This window comes from Exiguobacterium chiriqhucha RW-2, from assembly GCF_000416965.1.
GTDB lineage: Bacteria > Bacillota > Bacilli > Exiguobacteriales > Exiguobacteriaceae > Exiguobacterium > Exiguobacterium chiriqhucha.
This window is the reverse complement of sequence record NZ_ATCL01000020.1, coordinates 55,524-73,430: the sequence shown is the minus strand read 5'-3', so window position 1 is coordinate 73,430 and position 17,907 is coordinate 55,524. Positions and strand designations below refer to the sequence as shown.

17 protein-coding genes are annotated in these 17,907 nt (G+C 45.1%); 7 read left to right on the top strand and 10 right to left on the bottom strand.

Going from position 1 to position 17,907, the window contains the following annotated elements:
* Position 1: 1 nt before the first annotated feature.
* From M467_RS24515 to M467_RS24495, 5 genes are all read right to left on the bottom strand, one after another.
* Positions 2 to 1,675 (bottom strand): AMP-binding protein, encoded by a 1,674-nt coding sequence (locus M467_RS24515; RefSeq protein ID WP_021066818.1) that lies wholly within the window; start codon positions 1,673 to 1,675, stop codon positions 2 to 4.
* A gap of 137 nt (positions 1,676 to 1,812) precedes the next feature.
* Complete coding sequence (locus M467_RS24510) at positions 1,813 to 2,280, bottom strand: DUF4825 domain-containing protein (RefSeq protein WP_021066817.1); 468 nt, start codon at positions 2,278 to 2,280, stop codon at positions 1,813 to 1,815.
* An 11-nt stretch (positions 2,281 to 2,291) separates the two neighbouring features.
* Positions 2,292 to 3,425, bottom strand: a complete 1,134-nt coding sequence (locus tag M467_RS24505; protein ID WP_021066816.1) for an ABC transporter permease subunit — start codon at positions 3,423 to 3,425, stop codon at positions 2,292 to 2,294.
* Positions 3,415 to 4,296, bottom strand: a complete 882-nt coding sequence (locus tag M467_RS24500) for an ABC transporter ATP-binding protein (protein ID WP_021066815.1) — start codon at positions 4,294 to 4,296, stop codon at positions 3,415 to 3,417. Before M467_RS24500 ends, M467_RS24505 begins: the two co-directional genes overlap by 11 nt.
* Complete coding sequence (locus M467_RS24495; protein WP_021066814.1) at positions 4,271 to 4,672, bottom strand: GntR family transcriptional regulator; 402 nt, start codon at positions 4,670 to 4,672, stop codon at positions 4,271 to 4,273. Before M467_RS24495 ends, M467_RS24500 begins: the two co-directional genes overlap by 26 nt.
* A 179-nt stretch (positions 4,673 to 4,851) precedes the next feature.
* Here M467_RS24495 and M467_RS24490 point away from each other — a divergent pair, with 179 nt between their 5' ends.
* The 7 genes from M467_RS24490 to M467_RS24455 all read left to right on the top strand — a co-directional run bounded on the left by M467_RS24490 (position 4,852) and on the right by M467_RS24455 (position 9,504).
* The gene (locus M467_RS24490; protein WP_021066813.1) at positions 4,852 to 5,604 is read left to right on the top strand and encodes a hypothetical protein; all 753 of its coding nucleotides are present in this window, start codon (positions 4,852 to 4,854) and stop codon (positions 5,602 to 5,604) included.
* Between the two features lie 83 nt (positions 5,605 to 5,687).
* Positions 5,688 to 7,258, top strand: a protein-coding gene (locus M467_RS31620) for an IS3 family transposase (RefSeq protein ID WP_087576465.1) whose coding sequence is annotated in 2 segments (ribosomal slippage) — positions 5,688 to 6,327 and positions 6,327 to 7,258 — 1,572 coding nt in all. Because the reading frame shifts where the segments join, the coding sequence is not laid out codon by codon here.
* Positions 7,259 to 7,414: 156 nt separating this feature from the next.
* Positions 7,415 to 7,825 carry a MarR family winged helix-turn-helix transcriptional regulator gene (locus M467_RS24475; protein ID WP_021066810.1) on the top strand — a complete coding sequence of 137 codons (411 nt, stop codon included), beginning with the start codon at positions 7,415 to 7,417 and terminating at the stop codon, positions 7,823 to 7,825.
* Between the two features lie 23 nt (positions 7,826 to 7,848).
* Positions 7,849 to 8,487 (top strand): nitroreductase family protein, encoded by a 639-nt coding sequence (locus M467_RS24470; protein ID WP_021066809.1) that lies wholly within the window; start codon positions 7,849 to 7,851, stop codon positions 8,485 to 8,487.
* Between the two features lie 15 nt (positions 8,488 to 8,502).
* A complete protein-coding gene (locus tag M467_RS24465) occupies positions 8,503 to 8,796 on the top strand; it encodes a putative quinol monooxygenase (protein ID WP_021066808.1) in 294 nt (97 codons plus the stop codon).
* Between the two features lies 1 nt (position 8,797).
* Entirely contained in the window at positions 8,798 to 9,154 is a 357-nt protein-coding gene (locus M467_RS24460; RefSeq protein WP_021066807.1) for a DUF1304 domain-containing protein, read from the top strand.
* A gap of 77 nt (positions 9,155 to 9,231) precedes the next feature.
* Complete coding sequence (locus M467_RS24455; RefSeq protein WP_021066806.1) at positions 9,232 to 9,504, top strand: CPCC family cysteine-rich protein; 273 nt, start codon at positions 9,232 to 9,234, stop codon at positions 9,502 to 9,504.
* Positions 9,505 to 9,550: 46 nt separating this feature from the next.
* Here the strand turns inward: M467_RS24455 and M467_RS24450 are convergent, their stop codons facing one another.
* The 5 genes from M467_RS24450 to M467_RS24430 form a co-directional block, all read right to left on the bottom strand.
* The gene (locus tag M467_RS24450) at positions 9,551 to 11,089 is read right to left on the bottom strand and encodes a hypothetical protein (protein ID WP_021066805.1); all 1,539 of its coding nucleotides are present in this window, start codon (positions 11,087 to 11,089) and stop codon (positions 9,551 to 9,553) included.
* Positions 11,090 to 11,215: 126 nt separating this feature from the next.
* Positions 11,216 to 13,345, bottom strand: coding sequence for a DUF262 domain-containing protein (locus tag M467_RS24445; protein WP_021066804.1), 2,130 nt, complete (start codon positions 13,343 to 13,345; stop codon positions 11,216 to 11,218).
* Between the two features lie 13 nt (positions 13,346 to 13,358).
* A complete protein-coding gene (locus tag M467_RS24440; protein WP_021066803.1) occupies positions 13,359 to 13,619 on the bottom strand; it encodes a hypothetical protein in 261 nt (86 codons plus the stop codon).
* A gap of 2 nt (positions 13,620 to 13,621) precedes the next feature.
* Positions 13,622 to 16,981: a hypothetical protein gene (locus M467_RS24435; RefSeq protein ID WP_021066802.1), complete on the bottom strand. Its 3,360-nt coding sequence runs from the start codon at positions 16,979 to 16,981 to the stop codon at positions 13,622 to 13,624.
* The gene (locus M467_RS24430) at positions 16,974 to 17,855 is read right to left on the bottom strand and encodes a DUF4007 family protein (RefSeq protein ID WP_021066801.1); all 882 of its coding nucleotides are present in this window, start codon (positions 17,853 to 17,855) and stop codon (positions 16,974 to 16,976) included. The genes M467_RS24435 and M467_RS24430 overlap by 8 nt, the downstream gene beginning before the upstream one ends.
* Positions 17,856 to 17,907: the final 52 nt, after the last annotated feature.

Sequence of the window (17,907 nt, the reverse complement as noted above, 5' to 3'; positions counted from 1 at the left end):
GTCAACTGCTTTGTTTCACTTGTTTCGCCTTCTCTTCGTCGACGAGGACGCGACGTAAAATCTTACCGACGAACGTCTTCGGCAACTCTTCCCGGAACTCATACAGCTTCGGCACTTTATACGCCGCAAGCTTCTCGCGACAGTGTTTGTCGAGCTCTTCTTCCGTCACGCTGGCGCCGTCACGCGTCACGATGAACGCCTTGACCGTCTCACCGCGATACGGGTCCGGTATGCCGATACAGACCGCTTCCTTGACGGCCGGATGTTCGTATAGCACTTCTTCGATTTCACGCGGATAGACGTTGAAGCCTCCGGCGATAATCATGTCTTTCTTCCGGTCGACAATATAGAAGAATCCATCCTCGCCCATATAGCCGAGGTCACCGGTCGCGAGCCATCCGTCCTTCAAGACGGCTGCCGTCTCTTCCGGCTTCTGCCAGTATCCTTTCATCACTTGTGGGCCGTGCAGCATGATCTCCCCGATTTCGCCGATATCAGCCAGCGTCTCTCCGTCTGCCTTTACAATTTTAGCAGAAGTGTCCGACAACGGCACCCCGATCGAGCCGACAATCCGTTTATCCCATAAGAAGTTCGCATGCGTGACCGGTGACGTCTCCGACAAGCCGTAGCCTTCGACGATGCGTCCGCCCGTGATACTCTCGAACTGCTCCTGCACTTCGACTGGCAGCGGGGCCGATCCCGAGATACACGCCTCGATTGACGACAAGTCGTATTTCTTCAGTTTCGGGTCATTGAGGATACCGACGTACATCGTCGGGGCGCCCGGGAAGAAGTGTGGCTTCTTCTTGTTGATCGTCTTCAAGACGTCGGTGACGTCGAAGCGTGGCACGAGGACAAGCTCATATCCGTTCGCCATCCCGAAGTTCAGGCAGCACGACATCCCGTAAATGTGGAAGAACGGCACGACGCATAAGACGCGTTTCTCGTCGCCGCGATTATATCTATAGAAAAAGTTCGAAATCTGGTCGACGTTCGCCGTCAAGTTAAAGTGGGTCAACATGACGCCTTTTGGCAGACCTGTCGTCCCGCCCGTATACTGCAGCACCGCGACGTCTTCTTTCGGGTCGACCGCGACCGGCGTGATTGGATCGAACTGTTTATAGTCCTTGAACGCGACCGAACCTGTCGTATCGATGACGATATTGTTCTCGCGCTTCACTTTGATCGGATACAGCTTATTTTTCGGGAACGGTAGATAGTCGGCGATGCTCGTCGTGATAATCGTTTTGACGTCCGTCTTCTGCTTCACACGAAGTGATTTTGGATACAGGAGGTCGAGCGTAACGATGATGCTCGCACCGGAGTCCGTAATCAAGTTCTCGAGCTCATGCTCCGTGTAGAGCGGATTCGTCTGGACGACCGTGCCGCCAGCGTAGAGCACCGCATAGAACGAGATGACGAATTGCGGACAGTTCGGGAGCATCAGACTGACGCGGTCCCCTTTTTGCAGCCCTTTCGATTGAAGCATCGTCGCCAACCGTTTCGCCGCATCGTCGACTTCGGCGAACGTCAACTCTTTACCAATGAATGAGATGGCGGTCTTGTTCGGGAAATCCGACGCGGCACGAGATAGCGCCTCGTAGAGCGGCTTCACCTCATAGTCAATCGTTTTCGGCATGTCAGCTGGATAATCTTGCAACCACGGTTTGTTCATCGCTTTTCCTCCTTGGAATGAATAGTCATTCAGTTAACTCTATTATAATGCCAAGAAAACGCTTTCATCTACCCTTTACCCGATAATTTTCAGAAAATATCGAAAAAACGTGTGCGGATGAAAGTTTCCGCACACGTTCAGATTCTCTTGAAATAGGCTTCCGTCTGTTCTTCGTTGCTGATTTTCTCGTCCAAACGGTCCTTCAACTCTTTTTCCCACTTAATCGTCGAGAAGTCGATGTCGAGCCACGCCTCCATCTCCGGGCGTGAGAATGCGTACGTCCGGTTCGGGAAGGCGAAGCGAACGATTTCCGCGTTTTGGACGAGCGTGAAATACGTCGCCGCGTTGCGAATCGCCAACCGCTCTTGCTCGATGCGCTCGATTTCCGGGTCGCTATAGCGCACCGTCAAGCCGTACGGCCGCTTCGACGCCTGTAGCTCGATCGACTTGTAGCAGTCATGCATCGGTAACGTCTGGGCGATGCCCGAGACGGCGCTGTTGTCCCCGACATATGAATCTTTGTATTGGAAGGCGTTCGGTCGATGGGTATCCCCGCATCCCGCGAGCATGACGAGCATGACGACGAGCAGACTGAGCCGTTTCATGAGAATCCTCCTTACGATTTTAGTTTCAAGTTAAAGCGGTAAAGCAACCGTTTGGCGAGCAAGTGGGCGATGAAGCCGCCAATCAGGAAGCCAACGATGTATAGTGCAAAACCTGACTGCATCGAGAATGCTGAGAGAACGATTCCTCCTAACATGGCGAAACAGAGAACCATGATGATGTGGATCAGCCATAGCCATTTCGAAAACATAAAAAATCGTCCGTTGTTTTCTTGAGGTGCTCGGTTGAACATCCAAAGGCCGAGTCCGAATGATAATGCGATGAAAGCTAGTGCGCTCCATGGCGCAATTGCTAAGAATTTCTGCCATTCAGCTTGGTTAGTAAAGTATTGATACATGTCTACGTTTGCCAAGTTAGAGAATGGCGACAAAACACGTAAAAACGTACTCTGGAACAAATCGTCGAAGAATGCATACCTCGAATCATACTGTTGTGAAAACGCATAGACAGATCCTTGCACGAGCGCAATCAAACCAATTGGGAAGACTAACGCAATGAATGTCCAAATCACCTGTGAAATCGATTCTCCTCCGAACGATCCCATCCATAGAGCAGCTGAGAAGAAAGAGATACCACTAAGCATCAAAAGAACGACAAGCGCGATGACTCGATTCGTGCTTCCTTCCATTAAAAACGCGTAGTCCGAGAAGCGAATCATCATTATCATGAGCGTACCACCGAGCACAGACGATACAATAATTCCTACCGTTCCAATTAACCATTTCGATATGTAAAGCTGATTCCTTGTGAACGGGAGAGACATCGTGAAATCGGACATTTGACTGTTCCGTTCTGCTCCAATCAAGACGGATGCCATGAGAGCACCAAAAATAACGAATAAAAACAATACTCCACCCATCGGTATGAGCGATTGTAAGTCACCAATCCAATAGCCTGTTCCATTATTTTCATTAAAAAAGTCTTGGACGGACAAATCAGACGAATCCCCATCGATCCAATCGGCATATTCATCTGGATTTTCTTGAATGTTACGAAGTTCCTGGTCAAAGTATTGCATTTGTGACCAAACTGGTACCGTGAACGCAATCACTCCGAGAAAAACCAGCAACATCCACAAAATCGAGACTTGTTTCCAATCTTTCTTTAATAGGACTTTAAAAGACACTTGCCTCACCTCCTAATTGGACCCGGAAGATGTCTTCGAGCGACATCGGGATTTCTTCGACGAGCATCGGGTCGTGCGCATCGACGAACGTATCGAGTTCTTTCGTCCGTTCTTTCGCCATGAACAAGGCGACGCGTCCGGTCACGTTGATGATTTCGATGTCCTTGCGCTCGAGCAGTTCGACCGGTACTTGGTCGTTGAAGACGACTTGCAGTTTGACGCTCGTCTCGCGCGCCTCCTCGAGCGACATGATCGCCTTGACGCGCCCCTTCTCAATCATGATGATGCGGTCGGCGATTCGTTCGAGCTCATGTAACTGGTGACTCGAGACGATGATGGAACAGTTACGTGCCTCGACTTGGGCGATCATCAGCTTCAAGACGTCCGACTTGGCGACGACGTCGAGTCCGTCCGTCGGCTCATCGAGCAGATAATATTTCGCTTGGACGGCGAACGCGAGCGAGAGCGTCACCATCGCCTTTTGCCCTTTCGAAAGCTGGCGAATCTTCTTGTTATCGATGTTATAGCGAGTGAGCGTCTCTCTGAAAATCGATCGGTTGAACGATGGGTAAATCGATTCGTAGAGCGCAGCCGCTTCGTTAATCGTATAATGTTTGAGGGCATCGGCCGAATCCGGGACGAAGATGACGTCACGCTTCAACTCTGCTTTCTCAAAGATGCTTGACGGTCCGTAGCGGACATCGCCTTTATCCGGCCGAATGATGCCGACCATCGTCCGGAGCAACGTCGTCTTGCCGGCCCCGTTCCGGCCGACGAGCGCGATGATTTCACCCGAGTCGACCGTGAAGTCGATATCTTCTAACACTTGCTGGCGATCGATCGTCTTACTCAGTTGCTGTACTGTCAGCATGGTTCTCCCCTACTTTCTTATACTCTGTCTCAAATAGCGTCAGCGCTTCGGTGAGCTCAATATTGGCATAATGGCAATCGATGGCGAGTTTCTTGATTGCTTCAAGGATCGGCGCGCGCGGCGAGTCTTGGTCAATCCAGTCCTCGGACACGAACGTCCCGCGTCCGCGATGCATCTCGAGCAAGCCGAGCCGTTCGAGTTCCTGATACGCCTTGCTGACCGTGTTCGGATTGATGACGAGGTCGGTCGCGAGTTCACGCACCGACATGACTTTATCCCCTGGACGTAAAATGCCACGGATGACGAGCGCTTTCGTCTGGTTAACGATTTGTTCATACAGCGGTTCCGCGCTCTTCATATCAATTTTATATAACATGGGTCACACCCTTTCTTGTGTACGTAACTTAAGTGTATTATATGTATTAGTACACGTAAAGATATTAGTTCTTCAAGGGCACTTTCAGTTTACAGGTATTTGGTAATAAATTGAATACGACTTTGGACCGAGGTAGGACACTTCCATTTCAGGTACATTGGTAGAGAGGTGAATCAAAAATGAGAAAACGATGGTTAGTCGCGACCGCTGTCGCCGTGACCGCGCTTGGCACGACTTGGTCGACGTATGCAAAACAAGATGAGGAAGAACGATACGCATCCTATATTGAAGATACATATGGAGAGGACGTCGAGGTCACGCTCAAGCGCGACTGGAAGATGGGCGGCTATGCGGCCGAGTTCACGCTGACCGATCCGATACTCGAAGGGGACTATTGGGCCGAGACGTATCGGTCTGATCAAACGATCCATGACAACGTGCTCGAACATGTCTGGCAACAAGAGGCCGAAGACACGTTCAAGGAGCGACTCGAGCAGCTTGATTTGTTGACGGAGGCAGAGACGGTCCGCGCGAGTGTGCCGACCGGTGTAGATGAAGGGGTTGCGACGACCGTACGCCCTACCCCGACGTCCGTCTTCGACGTCGAGTCGAAAGAGTTCTTGGACGTGTCGGTCATGTTCCATGAGGACTGGGCCAATACCGATTCGCAGAAACAACGGATGCTCGACGTGATTCGTGCTTTGGAGGACGACGTCTATTCGGTTCACTTCTCATTCGACGGGACACCGTATGAGGATGACGACTTCACCGAGCGATATTTGAACGTCGCCCGCGATTCCTTACCGGGAGAACCGGTGATGCATGAAATTCAGACGATTGAGGACTTGAATCGACACGATCGACTGTATGGTTTCGACGAGACGACGTTCATCCATGACTACCACTTCGATGGCACCAAATATGAAGACTGATCACCATTCGCAAATGATATGCTCCCCAATAGGTAGACAGATGAAATAACAAATCTGTTTATCTGATTGGGGAGTGTTTTTTTATGGCGAGAAGTCGGCATTCGATTGAACAAAAACTGAGCGCGCTGCGCATGATGAATGAAGAAAAATATACTTGGAAGGAAATCATGGAGGCCCATCACGTCTCTAAGCATACCCTTCGGGTATGGAAAGTGAAATTCGATACCGGTGGGATCGATGCGTTGAAGGAATCGAAGACATGGAGACCTTACACCAAGGAACAGAAGATTGAGGCCGTCCGCGACTATCTCGATGGGATCACTACTATGGAAGTTCTCTCCAAACATCAGATCAGTGATTGGTCTGTTCTTCGAAGATGGGTTAAGAAGTATACTAGTCATAGCGAGTTAACAGATTCGAGGAAAGGGATGGATCGAGCTATGACAAAAGGAAGAAAAACTACATTCGAAGAGCGCTTTGAAATCGTGAAATACTGTTTGGAGAATGGACGCAACTACCAACAGACCGTGGAAAAATTTCAGGTGTCCTATGCCCAGGTCTATGGCTGGGTCAAGAAGTATGACACGAACGGGGCAGAAGCGCTCCTAGACCGCCGTGGGCGTACGAAGCCAGAGGACGAACTAAGTGAAGAAGAGAAGCTGAAACGCCGTATCCGGCAAATGGAGCTTGAGAACGAACTTCTTCGTGCAGACAACCTGTACCTAAAAAAGTTAGAGGAGATCGAGAGGAGGTCGTGATCAGCCAGGTACGGCTACAGCAAAGATACACCGCCATCAAAGAACTATACGAAGAGGAGGCCATTTCGATCGTCCTCCTCTGTCGGGTCGCTGGCATCTCACGGGCGGCCTATTACAAATGGTTGAATCGCACCATACCGGTGCGTCAAGAAGAGAACGAGGAGCTTCTGGAGGACATTCGTCTACTCTATGACCAGGCGAACGGCACATACGGATACCGTCGGATCACGATGACAATCAATCGGCTGCGTCGGCAACAAGGTCTGTCCCCGTTCAATGAAAAGCGAGTCTATCGTTTGATGCATATCCATGGGATCCAATCAATCATCCGCCGGAAGCGGAAGAAACATAAGAAGTCGACGCCACACCATGTGGCGGAGAACCTGATGAACCGAGAGTTCAGTGCGTCCCGCCTGGACGAGAAATGGTGCACCGACGTCACCAAGTTCAAATATGGTTCCGGAAAAAAGGCATATCTCAGCGCGATCATCGACCTGTATGACGGCTCGATCGTCGCCTATCGTATCGGGAGGTCCAACAACAACGTTCTCGTCTTCCAGACGATGATGCCAGCCATCGCGGGGCTCCGGTCAGGAGCGGGTCCGATGATCCATAGCGACCGAGGGTTCCAATATACCTCGAGAGGGTTCAAGCGAATGGTGGAAGACGCGGGACTGACCCACAGCATGTCCCGGGTCGGACGTTGTATCGACAACGCCCCGATCGAGAGTTTTTGGGGCACCTTGAAAGTTGAGATGTACTACTTGCGTCAGTTCCAGGCCTATAACGAACTCACGACGGCCATCGAGAAATACATATCGTTCTACAACCACGAGCGTCTCCAGAAACGACTAAACGGCTTGAGCCCTGTCGAATACAGGTCTCAAGCCGCCTAGGTTGGTTTTCATTATTTGCCCTGTCTACTTGACGGGGAGCAGTTCAAAAAGCGGATGGTTTTTTTGTGAGCATTCTCCTTTACAGCACGTCGTGAATGTTTTACATTTGACGAGTCAACAATTGACTTATCAAATGATAGGGGTGAGACACCACAGATGGAATTACGAGATATCAGCCGACTGCTGTACCAAATCAAACTGGCGGACCAACGCGTCGCAACCTCGTTCGAGAAAGAGACGGGCTTCAGCCTGACCCGCTACGAGATGCTCATGATTGTGCATGACAAGGGCGTCTGTTCGCAAAGCGAGATTCAGCAGGCGATGAAAATCGACAATGCGGCCATCACCCGCCATTTGAAGATTCTTGAAGAAAAAGGCTACGTCCGACGAGAACGGAACACCGCGAACCATCGTGAAGTGTTCGTCCATTTAACCGACGAAGCCAAGCATGACTTGACGAGTTGTGAACAAGACCACGACCGCAGCAAACACTTGATCACGAAAGTGCTGTCCGAGTCAGAGATCAATCAGCTGTCGAGTCTGCTGCAAAAGCTTAACCAACTATAACAAGAGAGAAAGAGGTAATATCCATGGCAACTACATTCGAAAACAACACATTCACTGACGTGATGCTCGGTCGTAAATCGATCCGCGTCTACGACGAGAACGTTAAAATCTCACAACTTGAAATGCTTCAAATGATCGAGGAAGCGACAACGGCTCCTTCTTCAGTCAACATGCAACCGTGGCGTTTCGTCGTCGTCGAGAGCCCAGAGGCGAAAGAGACGCTCAAGCCGCTTATCCGCTTCAACGTCCGTCAAAACGACACGTCGGCTGCGATGGTCCTCATCTTCGGCGACATGGAATGCTACGAGCTCGGTGAAGAGATTTATGATCAAGCTGTCGCAGAAGGCAAAATGCCACAAGAAGTACGCGACCAACAGCTCGGCGCCATTCTTCCGTACTACAAGAACTTGTCGAAACAAGAGATGAACGATATCGTCAAAATCGACTCGAGTCTCGCTGCGATGCAGTTCATGCTCGTCGCCCGTGCTCACGGTTACGACACAAACCCAATCGGCGGTTTCGAGAAAGACCAACTCGCGGAAGCGTTCGGTTTAGATAAAGATCGTTACGTGCCAGTCATGATTCTCTCGGTCGGTAAAGCTGCAGAAGAAGGCTACCAATCGGTACGTCTCGACGCTGAAAAAATCACATCATTCAAATAATCGGAGGACACCCACATGATCTTAATCAATGCTATTTTCGACGTGAAAGAAACAGAATTTGACAACTTCTTGGCAGACATCAACAAGCTCATCGACTCGTCGAAACAAGAAGCCGGTTGCTTGAGCTATGAGCTGTTCCAATCGACGACTTCAGAGAACCGCTTCGTCATGATCGAGAACTGGGCCGACCAAGCTGCCGTCGAGCAACACAACCAAAACCCGGACCTCATCGCGTTCGCCCAAAACGTAGGCAACTACGTGACGGCGAAGCCGGTGCTCCATGTGACGGAAGTCGCGACGGCCAACTAACATGTCCGGGCTCACCCTCGTCCTCGGAACGCTCGTCGCACTCGAGTTCTTCTACATCCTGTATTTAGAGACGTTCGCCACTCGTTCGAAAACGACGGCCCGCGTCTTCAACATGACGGAACAAGAGCTCGCGCGTGAGTCCGTGTCGGTGCTGTTCAAGAATCAAGGTGTCTATAACGGATTGATCGGCGTCGGCTTGCTGTACGGGCTGTTCGTCAGCCAGTCAATCGAGATCGTCACGATGCTCCTCATCTATATCGTGCTCGTCGCGTTGTACGGCAGTATGACGAGCAATAAAAAAATCATTCTCACGCAAGGCGGATTGGCGATTTTAACGCTATTGTCCATGTTGTGGTGAGCTGAAAGCGGTCGACTTCGTGTCGGCCGTTTTTTTGTACGCGGCGTGCGCTATACTGAAAAGTGAGGTGATATTCGATGACATACACATGTCCTTGTTGCGGCTATCAAACACTTAACGAAGACCCACCCGGCACGTATGACATTTGCGACATCTGTTTTTGGGAAGACGACGGCGTTCAGTTCAGCGATCCAGATTATGAGGGTGGTGCCAATACGGTGTCGCTCAGGCAAGCGCAACAGAACTACATTCATTTTGGCGCATGCGATCGAGGTTCGCTCAAATTTGTCCGGACTCCGAACGAGCACGACATCAAAGACCCGAAGTGGCGACCGTTAACAAAAAAATAGGCATACAAAAACCGCTTCTACGCATTGGTAGAAGCGGCTGTTTTGTTTATACACCGAGAATCGCGAACGAGACTCCGACGACACCGATGAGCGCCATCGCGTAAACCGGTACGCGTGGCATTTCACCGTTATTATCGAGCGCCTTCCCGAACATGTAGAACACGATCGGGTGGACGAGGAACGGCATCGAGAAGATAAGCGGTATGAGAAGCGATGCTTCTGTCCCGAACATGCCGCCTTGGACGGCTGCGAAGAGACCAAAGTGCGAGATGGCTGACGATTGAGCCATCGTTGTGTAGTCGAACGCGATCGTGCTGAAGCTGAGGATGACGAGTCCACCGAAGACCGCCATCATCTGCCAACCGAACGAGAACTGCATGAGCGCTTTCACTTCTTTGAAGTCTTCTCCGTTGGCACCGCGCAAGTTTTTGAGCGAGAGTGCTGTTAACGTGAGACCGACCAAGACGATGATTGCCGTTGGCCAAATCCAGAGCGCTCCGTTGTCGGCACTGACTGCCAAAATCGAGAACACGAAGATGTGACCGAAGAACGGGATGTTGATCATGATTGGGGCACGTTTGGCTGCCACTTGACCGAAGTCACCGGCCGTACATGCGCCTGTAAGACCACTGTGCGAGAGCGAACCGGCCATACCTGGTGCGAGGTTGCGGATGTGTCCTGTGCGGGCGAACCACATGAGGAGCGCAATCCCACCGAACATCCAGAACAATTGACCGAAGAAACCGTACACGAGAATCGAGTTCATGCCTTCGATGGCGAACGCATCACCGATCCGTGACCCACCGACCATGAAGTTGGCGGCCAAGACGACCGGGATTCCGGCGAACAGAAGCGCACGGACGGTCGGTCCATACGTCCAGTTGTGGAAGATGGCACCTAGTGCTGACGAAAGCAACATGGCGAAGAAAATCTGCGGAAGCGCGATAATCGGTTGAACCGCCACGGCGATGCCGTACGACACGAACAAGATGACGAGCATCAAGACTGTCTCGATGACGCCTTTACGCATGTATACCTTCTTATCGTCGATTTGCGCCTTGTGGTCGATCAAGAGGAACGATGCCGCGAGACCAATCAACGCGAGGATCGGGTAGTAGAGCATGATGCCCTCTGCCGCGCCCGGTTGAATCATCATGCGGAAGAACCCTTCGAGACCGACGAGCAAGAAGAATGAACGGAGGATGAAGATGAACTGTGTCCGCCCTGTCCCGAGGAACATCTCTTCTTTCGATGGCACGACGATGTCTTTCATGTCGAGCTCTTGCTTGCTTAAAATCTTGCGAAGTTCTTGTCCACCGACGAAGAACGATACGACGAGCGCGATGATCGTCGTCCGTGACATAAAGTCGACGAGCGGGAACTCAGGGAGACCCGGTGTCGCGATGCCCATCTCGACCATGGCGAAGCCAAGTCCGAGACCGAAGATGACGATAACGAGGATTGGTGAGAACCGTGAACCAGCCACGACCATCCGCGATAAAATGACCATCGGGATGACGAAGGCCATGAGCAACCAGAATTGGTTGAGTAATTGTACTTGCGATAATTGCTGAACGATTTCCATGGATAAACCCCTTATACATTTTTTTCACACTGTTTCGAAGTTTACAGGATTGAACATTCTGTGACAAGGGGGTGTGACGTATTGTAAACATTGAAAGCGGAACCAACTGAAATGGTTCCGCTTTCTTTAAGGCTGTAAAGTATTTAGATAAGAAATTAAGTTTGTTCTAATTAACTTGAACCTCGATTCTAAAAATGCCTCGACGTTTTCTAGTTGGTTTAATTCTTCTTCTAAAGGTATGAAATGGCAAACTTTTGACTCGTCATTTAGACTTTGATAGTAACGCTTTATCGACTTGTCCTTGATTTTCAGATTAGTTTTTGAAGAGATAAGGGTTTTGTTCAATGGACTATTTAACAAATTTCCTTTTTGACTCCTAATTTTCTTAGCAGATTCTTCTATAGTGCTTACTGATGCTATAGGAACAACATGGTGTTCATGAACTTCTAACTCAAATTTCTCTGATGGAAGTTCTATTACAGTCTTTTTTGATACATCCCATGGGTTCAACGCAATAGTAGTGTTGTCATGCGCCAATAAATCCTTAGGTTGCTTTGACAATGCGTATTGTAAAATAGTATTACTTACTGATTCACGAACGTTATGTGCCTCGTTTTTCATTAACAGAGTCTCTAGGTCGGTGTATCCATCCTCTTTCAATACTTTTTCATGCAAATAATGAAAAGGATTATCTATATTTTCCGTACACCATTGGTGCAATAAAAATACATCTTTAATACATCGACTGTTTTGAGCTTCTCTGTATGCACCTCCAAAAATTGATACCCAATACCAGTATTCTATCTTATCTAACACGCTTTCATTCTCCCAATTATCGGAATCTAAGAACATGTAAGAAATCGGAAGTATCATTAATTCATAGGAAATTTTGTTTATATCCGTAACACCAAGCCTTGTGTTTAAAAATGCCAAACTTCTTTGAATTGCAAGAACAATCCTGTCCGTACTTTCATGAATTTTCTCATGTGAAATTTCAAGTATTTTTTTTCTTTTAATGTAGTCTACTTTTAAATCTTTCAATTCACCGTACTTAAAATAATTTTCGATTGATAGCAAGTTTAAGTACATGTCCTTGAAACTTTTAGAAATCTTATTATCTGAAAAAACATTCATATTTTCTGATAGAAACTCATTTGGTTTATCACCTGAAACCCTTTTACAAAGTACAGGAGGAATATTTATTTTTTCGTTTAATTGATGAGTTATTTTTTGAGAAAGTGACCCTTCGAATTCATTTGATGACCGTGCAGCTTTAGCCACTATTAAATCAAAAGTATTTAGCTTTGTTCCACCCATGTTTATGTTTTCAAATATAGATATTGCGCGGCTTATTTCATTTGACTTTAATTCAATAATCGAAATCTCTTGTTCTAAATTTTTCGCAAACTGATTCATTACATCTTGTACCCATTTTGCTCCTAACCTCATCCAAGCATTATCTACAAATGATTTATCTTCAGATTGATTTTCAATATCGGGCTCTATCCATCCAAGAATATCAAATAATGAATAGTCTTCTTCTTCTACTTCTGCTTTTAACTCTTCAATCCTAATATTTTTTAGTTTTTCAAGTACTTGTTCATGCAGTGATTGTCCTTCAGAGTTATATAAAGAATATAAAGGGATCAATCTGTTCTCTGCAGCCTTGTTAGCAATATCATTTTTCTTTTTGGCACCCTCTCTTATGTTACCTTCGCTATCGAGCGATTTATAATCTGGATGATACCAATAAAAATCTTTTGACCTTAAAATTTTCTTATTTTGAATATAATCCACAATAATTGAAGGTTCATACTCGCGGAATCCCTCAAATCTAAGTTTATTCCAACCGAAAATGTCTTCGTCGTTTTGAGGGGTGACCTTCATAAACCAACGCATGTTCAAATCATTATATAGTGACTTATGCGTCTCTCTCCAATTTTCGTTTTGTGAATATAAATCTGTAAAAAAAGTTTTTAGACTCGTGACTCTTTGTTGCCCGTCTAATAAATACCAGCATTCCTCTTTTCTTTCAGATTGCTTTAGAGGATTGATGTAACATAATCTTTTTGCAGCAAAATGCTCTCTCTCACCCTCTAAAATTAATAGACTCCCTATTGGAAGTTGAGCTAGAAAAGAAGATAGTAAATTTTTTTGTCCTTCTTTATCCCATTCAAAATCTCTTTGGAAATCCGGCAAAACTAACTTTCCACTATCATTCTTTTTCAGCAACTCTATCAAACTAATTTTATCCACGTGCCCCTCCACCTTATCCCTTATTTCTTAATCCCCAAATACCCTTGCCTTTTCCTTCAACTGCATAAAACAGATCTCGCTCCCCGCGATAAATATCACAGTCACTTGAATGCATATGGATATGTTTTCTGACTTGAGATTTCCAATCTTTATATCCGTCTAGACCAAGTTGATAAAATGACTTTTCAACATAATCATATATTTCTTTCAAGGTAGCAGTACCACCATGATGACGAATCGCAAATTCAATTTTCCTCACTAAATCTAGACGCATGGTCACTCCTCCGAACTTGTCTCTAATTCTTCGAGCAATTTGTAAAGAATGTACTTCATTTCGTCTGCTTGCATTGTTCTGCCAGTAGATTGAACTGTTCGCTGTAAATTCTTGAGTACTGTCTTTCCTTTTACCGATAGCTCCACTTTTTGTATGGTTGCAGTTGTTTGATCGTTTGTCACGATTCGAATCGTCTCTTCATCGTCAGAAACAACTAGTAATCGTTTCAACGATGATTGGAACGAATCTAGAGTGACGTCCGACCATTCTTCAAGACGCACTCCAACTGTTTTACGAATCAAGACTACCAACCAATCTTCTTTACGCTCCATTACGCTGACTACATCGAATAAAATCGGATTTTTTGATATTAAATCACGGTTTAATCCAATCCATACGTCCAAGTCTTCATGAATTCCTAAAACATTTAATGCTTCTTCTTTAAGCATATGTTTAGCATTCGTTAAATGTTTTTCTAAGTCTTGTTTGATGGTAGAGAAGTTATCATTAATCTGTTCCCTAAGTTTATGAAGCCGTGTCGCTGCATCCATTGGGTCGATTTCACTGTATCGAATGATTTCTTTGAATTCGATGATTGATTCAGCTTGTTGAGAAGTGATTTGAGTATATCTCGGCAATTGACGCAACCATCTTCTTAAGTTGCTAAACAGTTGAACCGGGTGTTCTTCAAATGAATTTCTAAAGAAGGTCTCATTCACGCCTAAAAGAGAATGACGAATGTTTTGGTCCATTTTAAAGAACTCGAATTCATAAAAACTGGCTTCTTGTTCAAGGATTGAATACAACAAATCTGCGTTCATCTCTTCAACAAATAGCCCATTAGCGTAGAAGGAAAGTTGATGCCAATAGTCTTTTAGTAAAGCAACTGTCAGAATCGGAACAATTGGTTTTCTCATGCCATAAGGCTCTTTCTGTAAAACTTGCAAAAGTGTTAACAAATTACCACGATCTGAAGTCTCAAGATAATTTAGCATTGATGCTCGCATATTTTTCAATATGTCTGAATTTAAGTTCGTTAAGTTAAATGGGTCGATTTGATTGTTTTTCAAAATCGAGACATAAATTAAGTAGTCTGGACCAAACCCATCTATCTCGATACCTTCGATCGCACGACTCTTCATCAATTTATCAAGTACACCAACCGCTGCATTACGTTGAACTTTTGAAACCTTTTGCTTGTTGAATCCTTCATTTCGTACCTCTAACGTCTCATTAAATCGTTCGCTCATCCAATTTGATAAGAAATTTTCAAGCGCAAATCTAGACGTAATTCCTTTGACTTTTTCGTTACCGTAAAACCAGTTCAAATGTTGAGGACTAAAGTTTTCAAGTGGCGATAAATACTGTTGGATTTCAAAAATCAGATTTTCCATCCGGTAACCGATTTCGGATTCTAACTGCTCATCTGTCTTCAAAAGCACCTTATCACTTAACATGTGCATGAGTGTGCGATATTCATCAATCTTCTCGACCAGTTCTTGTTTATCTAATTTAAATTCAACAAACAGTCTTTGGTTATCTGCAGTTGAATGGTCAATTAATTGAAGATGTGAATTTTCTGTTTCAGCTGAACTTAGAATGACAGACAACTCACCATCCGCTGCCGTCTGTTTTTCCGAAATTGACTCCACATCAAAATAAAAATCGACCTCAATATATCTCGTCATACTTTTTTCGCTGTTATATGTTAACGGCAGATAATACTTGTTCTTAATTAATTCTTTCAATGGTTGTGCTCTTAAAACATCATCATCTTTTATCTTCAAACGATATTGCTGAACCAATTCGTCAAGCTCTAAAATTGAACCTGTATACATTTCATAAGAATTTGTGATTCGGTTATATCTCAGTAATTTTACTTGAATCAACTCATCGATAACCGCTTTTGCCTCATCTACACTGATTCCAAGTGCGAAACTGATTAAATCTTCTTTAATTGCAAACTTCCCTTTGAAGTTCTCAAGAAGCGTGAGTAACTTGATTAGACGAAGAGCTGAATCGGTTACCCCATAACTTACGGCGAAACGATACTGTTTTAATTCTTCGATACGATAATATAGTGTTTCATCAGAGTAAAAGTAGTCGAACAATTCGTCCGCATAATACCATTTTGTCTCGTCGAATTTGCCATCAAACTGGGCTAAGAACATGTATAACGTACGCTCGTTTTGACCAAGAATATTCGATAAGTGGGGCAAAAGATAAATTGTTAATGGATGAATTGGCTGACATCCTTCTAATATAGTTCCGTCAATTTCTTGTGAAGACATCTGAGGAAATAAATTGAACTTAGTTATGTCAATTTTATATCGCTCAATATCATTTTGGAGAAATAGACTAGGCGTATTCACTTCATCTTGACGCCCTAACACTTTAAAGGCAGAACGATAAAATAGAGAAGAATCGCTCTCTAAATAATGTGCACGGAAACGCTTTTCGACTCGCTCTAATTCCGACTTTGAAAAGCTGTTTTTTTCTGCATATTGTCTTAAACCAGAGTGCGTAATAAATAACACTCCTAAGTTTTCAAGTCGATTCGAAAGTTCGGCTAAATCTTGCATTTCTTGCATTGCTTTGTACGTGCTAGCTTTATCAAGCAGCTGGAGAAAACGTCCGAATTCATCGTAAGTAATGAATAACCCGACTTTTTGTTTCTTTAACTGTTTCAAAATATATTCTAGTTGTTCTAATTCGTTCGCCGAAGAAGTGACAGTCAAAGTAGCGCCTGAAGTCAAAATCGTATAGTACTTTTTAAACGTCTCAGATGCTTCTTTATTTCCTGCCTTTATCTGCGCTACTAGTGCATCAATACTGTTGTCATCTTTTGCACACAAGTCTTTCAAATTTGAGTACGTATTTTGATAATTCTTGCGCCAATTCTTAATCGTTTGAACAATTTGTTCTTCTTCACCTTTTAAGCTAAAAGAAATATCTTCGTCTTTTAACGCTTTAATCGTATTATGAAGAATAACTTCTGCTAGTTTCCCAGAGTGTCCAACAATTGCTACAGGAATCCATCGCTTATCTTTAGACCGGATTACGTTCTCCAAATGCGAGCTTTGCTCTTGATTGATTTGCGCGACGTTCGAATAGAAACCTTTTAACGCTTTCCCATTACGTCGACTCATCATCAAGTTTGAAATAATAGCTCCAACCATTGACTTCCCTGCACCATACGGACCTATTAATAGATGGGCATTCGATATCTCATTAGGATTTGTGACCGTCTCTAGTACTGTTTGAATGATATTCAGCTGCTTATCATTTGGTACAAATTGCGTAAGTAAATTGTCTTTATGAAAATCGTACGAAATATTAACGCTTGGTTGAAACTTATGCATAGCTACTTACCTCTTTACTATATTGTTTATATCTTTCTTCAAGTGCCGAGATTGATGATACTTCTTTAGTCAGCAGTACCGTATCGAGCTTGTTTGTACGAATAAACCGTAATGGATAGTCTTCAGTCATCTGCGTAACATATTCCACAATCGCGCTTCTCGAAAGATTAAACACCTTCCCCCAAAGTTCTGGAGCCTCAGCTAATTCTTCGACTGCAAATTCAGTCTGTCCATGTTTTTTTGAATAGATTAAAAGTGACATGAATAAAATGTCCCGGATTTCTTCCACATCCGCAAACGACTTGGTGTAGTAATTATTTACGCTTTTAGAAACCATCTCTAAATTTTCGAGCGGACATGAAATGACATCTTCAGGAGTAAGTTGTTTATAATCTTTCAAAGAGTACATGTTGAGAAGACAATCTATATCTCGCTTCAATGTATTTTCAGAGACACTCTTCAACCCGTTCACTTCTACCCATTTTTCTAAAGACCTCATTAAACGTTCACGATCAAACACTGATTCTCGATACTCGTTAAAGAACCAATACCAAGTCGTAGCGATGTCTTTGTTCGTGACCAAATTATAATGCAACATTCCTAACGTCAGCCCATGTTGCAGATGTCGATCATAACGGAACACGACATTTCCAAAATCAGTGAAGGCATGAACTGTTTGTTTCCCCTTTTGCTCCTCGATAACATTTGTAGCAATCAACCAATGTCGCAAAGATTTCGCCATGTTTTTTCCTAATCCCAGTACCTCAAAGTGATTTTTTTCATAAAAAAATCTAGAGTTCTGATTAACGTGTGTCAATCCTTTGTTTATCCACGAAGGTCGAAAATAAAAACTCTGATGTTGTCCAAATCCCATAATTTTCCCACCTATCTTCCAAAAGAAGTGAAGTAGCTGCTTATGCAGCTAC